We start from the raw sequence: 7,259 nt of genomic DNA, 5'->3' as shown, positions 1-7,259 counted from the left end.
CAGTGTGGTTAGCCAGATCCCTTTCAACCCCGAGGTATCAGTCAAAGCCCAGCTCACAGCGATGGCGCGCAAAAAAGTTGAGATCCTGTGTTGTCCACACTTCATCTCGCTAGCCAGAATGGTGCTATCTGAATGTATGCGCTCAAGTGACTCCGCCACACTCATGTTGGAAAAGGTACAAAACCTAGAAGGCCAGCATGGACTGACCAAATGGATCGAAGAAGGAATTGCAGCAGGAAATCTTGATATCGAATATCCGGAAGTTGCAGCAGAACAGTTTACCGCGGCCCTGAAATCCACAATCTTCTGGCCGCAGATTCTTGTTCACCTGCCCCCTGCCAGCCAGCATGAACGGGAAATTGCAATCGAAATGGCCGTGGCACAGTTTCTTAGTGCCTACCTCAAAGACGAATAACCCGCCGATATAAATAACCAGTTCAGCAATGAGCTGGTTATTTTATAAAAAAAGCAACACTTACTGGAAAAAAGGCATAACCGAACAAACTCGAAACAATTAACTCATATTTCGAAAATCACCATTGAATATTACTGAAATGAAAACTTTCAATAAAATATTCACTAATGAATATTCGATATAATTCTTAATTACAAAAAACATATCCTTATATAATGTATGAGTATATGAGAATTCATCTATCTTCGAATATTTGATCTGCTTTCAACTTCTTTTGATGAATATGTAGATATGCTCCCAGATTATGGGAATTGCGTGCTGTATCCTCGGCACAAAACCGATATTGAATAAATGCTCACTTGGCATTACAGACTCAGTTGTCATCGACTCCATGATCGGATTTAGCATTACTGCTATCCCCCTGATCATCAATGAAAACTCATACCTCTAACCTATATCGTTATCTCTTAAGACCCTACCTAGCTTTCTTAAGGAATAGCCATTCAACCAGGTCATCAGAAGGAGTGTAAGCTTGAAGCTCACAATTAGAAACAAGGCAATACTAGCTACAGTAACTGCAGCTTTAGTGATCATCACTGCGATGGGTGCGTATTCCTTTAATTCAAGCTGGAACATTCTTATCGATAAAACGTTCCAGCGCGAATTACCCGCAGTATTAGGCGAAGTAAGCAATGATTTAAATGCTCAGCTCAATGTCCCCGTCACTGCTTCACAAGTACTCGCCTTATCCCCTTTATTTATTCACTACTCCAGCGACACCTCAAAACAAGAAATATCCACATACCTTTCCGACGTTAGAACAGAATTTAATGCTATTACCTCTTATTTTATTTCCGCCGACGACTATACCTACTATACGCCGGCCGGTATTTTGAAAACCATGAGTGATACAGCCCCTGGCGATCAGTGGTTTCACCAGTTTATGAAATCTAACAAGCCGTTCGAGCTATCTATTGATACCGAAGGAGCCACAGGTATTCCAACCATGTTCGTTAACTATGCGGTAATGAATAATGGTCGGCGAATCGGTGTTGCCGGTATCGGACTCACCCTCGACAAGGTTACCGAGCTTATTAGCCAATTTCGTATCGGTGATAGCGGCATTGTTTTTCTGGCCGATGATCAGGGCATTATCAAAGTACACCCACAAAAGCAGCTGGTTGGACAATCTCTGTCTACATTGGGAATACACGAGTTTAGTGCCTTGCTGGGTACCGAGAAATCCACCGTCCGCGAGATGGACATTGCCGGTAGCCCGCAGATTATCGGTGGCAAAGCGCTGCCGGGCATAGGCTGGACACTGATCACCCAAGTGCCGAGGCAAGAAGTCCTGGCTTATCTCAACAGCTTTAGCTTCAATATGATCATCATGGGGCTGGTCATTGCTGTTATCTTTATTCCTCTGTCTGCCTGGTCGATCAACCGACTGCTATCGCCTTTCGTACATGTTGCCCAACTACTGGAAAATATTGGCAAAGGGGGTGGCGATTTAACCCAGCGGCTCGATGATTCACGCTATGACGAAGTCGGCCAAATTGCCCGGGGATATAACCAGTTCGTTCAGTATCTGAGTCAACTGCTTCAGAGTGTGTCTGATACCGGCAAGGAAATATCATCTTCCATTGAGAATGTCGACCAGCTAGCCCGCTCAATGGAGCAGGAAATCAAGCAGCAAACCAGCAAAATTGAACAAGTTGCCACCGCAATACATGAGATGGGAGCCAGCTCAGACGAAATCGCCCAAAGTGCCGACGGTGCTGCCACCAGTGCCGCTTCAGCCTCCGAGGCGATTACGACAGGCCATCAGTCAGTTACCGCCACCTATGAAAGCGTCGAAAATATGAACAAGCAGCTGAGCGATACCGATGTGGTCGTGGCGCAGCTCGCGCAGGATGCCAACTCTATCGACACCGTGCTGGATGTGATTAGCGGCGTTTCCGAACAGACCAACTTGCTGGCACTCAATGCCGCCATTGAGGCCGCCCGGGCCGGCGAGCAGGGACGCGGCTTTGCTGTTGTTGCCGACGAGGTCAGAACCCTGGCCTCCAGAAGCCAGAGCTCGACAGAAGAGATCCGCGTTATTATTGATAAGCTGCAAAAACGTACCGATGCGGTGGTCAATGCAATAGCAACCAGTTCCGAGCTTGGCAAAACCTGTCAGTCTGAGGCCTCTCACTCGGAACAGCAGCTCACGGCAATTTCGGCCAATGTCAGCGAGATGAATGCCATTAACATGCAAATCGCTTCCGCCACCAGCCAGCAGTCGAGTGTGATTAATGAGATCTCTCCCCATGTCACCAGCATTGCAGAAATTGCGCGACAAAGTGATGCCATGGTTGAACAGACCGCAAGAGACTGCCACCAGCTAAAACAAAAAGCCGATCACCTCTCCGGCCTGGTCAGTCAGTTTAAGTTTTAATACCTGACTATATATCTCAGATATAGAAAAGCCCCCCAGTTTCATGGGGGGCTGAGTTTTATTCAGGCTAGTTTAAAAGCACCTAAACGTCATTTGGTAAAGCCGATAGCTACTTCTTGTTTCGTAATTCCACCATGCCATCAACGCCGGACTTCGCCACCGTCTTGCCGATATCACCCAAATCTGCGGCTTCCTCGTCGTAATTGAAAAAGTAGAACATAGCGTTGCCGAAAATAGCAATGGTACAGCAGGCCATCACAATCATCGGAATTATGCCCAATATGTTCAATTCCATTAGAACAAAACTAACCAGCATTACGATGGCATTCATAGCCATTGCGAATAACTTCTTTTTCTTATATTGCGTCATCATTACACCTCGGTGCTTGCTCAGCACCCTTTGTTGCCTCGCATCTATAAGCAATGAATACCATATCGGTTTTACGCAAATGTCGACCCGGTTCGCATTTGCTGGCTTTCTTCTGTGTCGCAGACCTTCATGCTTCGACTAAAAAACGTCAGATACAGGCACGGGATAACAATCAGAACTACAGGCAGAGAGAACAGCAGGCCATAACCCAATGTGAGCGACATCGGCCCCATATAGACATCTGTTCCCCCCACGCCATAAGCCAGCGGAAGCAGCCCGGCAACCGTTGTCATCGACGTTAGCACGATTGGCCTCAAACGGCTTGTCGAAGCGTCGACTATCGCTTCAAGCACAACGTTACCTTCCGCTCTCAACTCGTTGATTTGGTTTATCAACACCAACGAGTTATTCACCACCACCCCGGTCATGCCGAGCACACCGATGAGCGCAAAAAGAGACAAAGGCTGCATGTGTACAAACAACGCCATTAATGAAGCAGCAATAGCAAACGGAATCACGGCCATCACCAACATTGGCTGGAGCAAAGATCCAAACATAACTGCCAGGACGAAATAAATGCCAATGATGGCTGCCGGGAAGGCCACAACGAAGCCACTCATGGTTTCATTGGTATTTTCAGCCTCGCCACCAATTTCTAACTTTACTGAGGCTGGTATGTTGCCTTCCAGCGCCTGCGTTAGCGCTTGGCTAATCATAGTTGGCGTCAGCTCTTGATCCGTTATTTGCGCCGTTACGATCACCTGCCGCTCGCCATTGTAGTGCTGGATCTGGCGCGGTACGTCAATTTGCTCTACTTTTGCCAACCGGCTCAAAGGCACCTGAGCGCCATTCGCCGTGTATATCTTTGTTGTGCTCAGGCGCTGAATATTGCGGTATTGCGCATCCATCAATACTCGCATTTCAACCTCCTGATCACCAAGCCAGGTCGATGTTACCGTCTCGCCCTCAAAAGCAATACGCAACGTCGTTGCCAAGTCGGCTACTGTCAGGTTATAACGCGCCAACCATTCATACTGAGGCACAATTTGTAGCTGAGGATCTTTCAAGGCTTCACTGTTCGTTACCTTATTCAGGCCTGCCTGCTGCTCAAGCCACTTTGATACCTGTACTACGGCTTCTTCACGCTCGAATTGATTTCCGCCAAGTACCCGTACTTCTACCGGTTCACCCGGTGGCGGCCCACCCGCATCAATCGATAGTTTGACGAAGGATAATTCCGCTACCGTTTCTAGCTTTTGGTTTAATTCAAGCAGGATATCCTCGGCGCTGCGGTTACGCTGCTCAAAGCTTGATAACACAATCAACCCTGTTGTCGCAGGACTGCTATAGGTCAGCTGATAGCTCACCAATTCATTTTCTGATAGCGCCTGGATAGCCAGCTCAAGCTGCGAGTGCGCCGCTTGGACATCTTCCAGAGGCGTCCCCGGTGTCACCTCGGTATAAACTTCAATATATTTTGCCGCCTCAGACGGGAAAATATCCAGCTTCAGTGTCGTAGCCAACCATCCGCTAGTTCCCAGCAACAACATTGCCACCAGCAAGACACTCTTTTTATAGTTCAGGCAACGAGTCAATAACCGGGTATAGGCTAAAGAAACAGACTGGAAACGATCAGGACGGGAAGCTTTCTGCTCGGTATTCTTCAGCGAACTGGCCAAATGTGCCGGCAAAGTAAACGTACATTCAGATAACGAGAACAACAGCGCGGCAATCACCGTTAAGGGGATCACAATAACCGCCTTGCCCATGGTACCGGGAATAAAGAACATCGGAATAAATACCAGAGCCGTGGTCGTCAGGCTTGCTATAATCGGCTTTATCACCTTCCGGGTTCCGTCAATAGCGGCTTCCAGTGCCCTTTTACCCTTTTCTTTCTCCTGATAAATACTCTCGGCAATAATCACGGAATCGTCCACAATAATGCCGATCACCAGCAGCAGTGCCGATAAGGTAATACTGTCGAGGTTCATGCCTAAGACTGGTAAAATAGCCATCACGCCCAGCACACAAAACGGAATAGAGACCGACACCCAAAACGCGATTTGACGCTTGAGGATCAAACTCAACACCAGCAGCACCAATACCAGCCCGATCCCACCGTTAATCGATACAATCGAGAACTTATCACTCATGTCATCAGCCAGATTCAAGCCAATTTCAAAACGATATTGATCGCCTAAACGCTGCTGCTCGGCATTAATCAGCGCTTTAATGCTGTCAATTGTGGCAATAATGTCGGCACTGGCACTGTTGGTTACAGTAAACAAAATCGCCGACTGACCATTAACCACCGCTTGCTCGGTCGCTTTCTCAAAGGTGTCGGTGATGGTTGCGATATCCACCAGACGAACCAGACCGCCCGATGGCAATACCCTGATCACCAATTGCCCCAGCTCTTCAACCGACTGTATTTGCGTCATGGTTACAATGCGCTGCTCGCTGTCCCATGATTCCACTACTCCACCAGATAGCGACAGGTTTCGGCTATTTACCGCATTGATCACGTCATCGAAGGTGAGTTGGTAGCGACTGACCTTTTCTGGATCTACCTCAATCCAGAACTCGCGTTCGCTAAATCCCGTCATGGTCACACTCCCCACACCAGAAAGGCTTTTCAGTGCTTTTTCCAATGCTCGGGAGTAAGACTGTAGCTCAGCATATTCACCGTCATGGCTTACACCGAACGTCATCACTTCGAACGAGGATGTACTGCGCTGTTCGACTACTGGCGGATTGGTAATATCCTTGGGCAAACTCTTCACGCGATCGACCGCTTGCTGAATATCCCGCAACACTTTGGCGATATCGGCTGCTTCATCCACCTCGATGGAGATATGAGAAACACCTTCCGTTGACTGCGACGAGTATTTCCTGATCCCCTGAACGGACTTGAGCTCCTTTTCGATTTGATTGGTAATGTTCAGCTCAATATCCTGCGCCGTCGCCCCCGGGTATTGCGTGGTAATATCCACTTCTTCAAAAGCAATATCGGGCAGCTCCTGGAGCCTCAGCATGCTCAAAGAGGCCATACCGACCATTAATACCATCACCGTCAAGATGCGGGCGAGAAAACTCCTGCGAGCAAAATAGGCAATAAATCCCTGCATGATCCTGACCTTTAGAATTGATTGTTAGAAGCAGTAAGGTGGTTCACCGGTGTTGTCGATGCATGAATTGACATCCCGGGCTTGAACAAGTGATCGGGATTGTTAATTTCTACCTCGACAGGATATGCAAAGGTAACCGGATCAATTTCCACACCGATACGCTTAATAGAAGAGCGGACTTTGAGTTCGGGATTCGCCTCTGCCCACACTTCAATTTCCTGTCCGACCCGGAGCTTTCCGATATCATATTCGCTGGCTAACAAGCGTACGTTAAGCACATCAATATTGACGACCTGATACAGCAAGTCTCCCTGGCTAACCCAGGCACCGTCTTCCACCGAGCGACTAACAATGTAGCCATCCATATCGGCGCTAATTCGGGTACTCGCTAAATCCAACAGGGCTTTTTTCAGCTCGATTTGTGCCAGTGCCACCGCCGCTTTGGCTGCCTCAAAATCCGCAACGGCAATATCGAGTTCGTTCTGTGACAGGCTATTTTTGTTCCTCAGTTCACGATACCGGTTGTAGAGAGATTGCTTTATAGAGAGATCAGCCCTGACCAAAGCGAGGTTGGCCTTTTGCTTGTTGACCTCCAGTTCGAAATCCTGTGCCTTGATTTCGGCCAGCACGCTGCCTTGGGAGACTAGCGACCCGGTCTCAAACTCTGACATCTCGACCGTACCACTAATTTCAGAAACCACATTGATCATATTTTTACTCTTGGTGTGACCGATCAAATCCACCGCAAATACAGGCGTTGATAGCAAGGCAACTGTTAAGCCTGTAGCAATCAAACTCTTTTTCATGACGATAACCCTCGATTGTCGATGGATTAAGTGTGAGGGCAAATATGTCGAGTTTTTGTCGACGGGTCGAATTGACAAAAATTCGACAAATAGTTGCTAC

5 protein-coding genes are annotated in these 7,259 nt (G+C 47.9%); 2 read left to right on the top strand and 3 right to left on the bottom strand.

Annotation, left to right across the window (positions count from 1 at the left end; genetic code table 11):
* Both MHN01_RS11295 and MHN01_RS11290 read left to right on the top strand, forming a co-directional pair.
* Window positions 1-415: TetR/AcrR family transcriptional regulator C-terminal domain-containing protein (locus MHN01_RS11295; protein WP_239411442.1), on the top strand; the 415-nt coding region annotated here is incomplete at its 5' end.
* Between the two features lie 532 nt (window positions 416-947).
* The gene (locus MHN01_RS11290) at window positions 948-2,855 is read left to right on the top strand and encodes a methyl-accepting chemotaxis protein (protein WP_239411441.1); all 1,908 of its coding nucleotides are present in this window, start codon (window positions 948-950) and stop codon (window positions 2,853-2,855) included.
* A gap of 109 nt (window positions 2,856-2,964) precedes the next feature.
* Here the strand turns inward: MHN01_RS11290 and MHN01_RS11285 are convergent, their stop codons facing one another.
* The 3 genes from MHN01_RS11285 to MHN01_RS11275 form a co-directional block, all read right to left on the bottom strand.
* Entirely contained in the window at window positions 2,965-3,228 is a 264-nt protein-coding gene (locus MHN01_RS11285; RefSeq protein WP_239411440.1) for a hypothetical protein, read from the bottom strand.
* 68 nt (window positions 3,229-3,296) lie between these two features.
* Window positions 3,297-6,353: an efflux RND transporter permease subunit gene (locus tag MHN01_RS11280; protein ID WP_239411439.1), complete on the bottom strand. Its 3,057-nt coding sequence runs from the start codon at window positions 6,351-6,353 to the stop codon at window positions 3,297-3,299.
* Window positions 6,354-6,364: 11 nt separating this feature from the next.
* Window positions 6,365-7,159, bottom strand: a complete 795-nt coding sequence (locus tag MHN01_RS11275; protein WP_239411438.1) for an efflux RND transporter periplasmic adaptor subunit — start codon at window positions 7,157-7,159, stop codon at window positions 6,365-6,367.
* Window positions 7,160-7,259 lie beyond the last annotated feature (100 nt).

The sequence above is a fragment of the Photobacterium sp. OFAV2-7 genome (assembly GCF_022347985.1).
Classification (GTDB): Bacteria; Pseudomonadota; Gammaproteobacteria; order Enterobacterales; family Vibrionaceae; genus Photobacterium.
The sequence above is the reverse complement of the archived record's forward strand: the minus strand, read 5'-3'. Positions and strand labels throughout refer to the sequence as shown.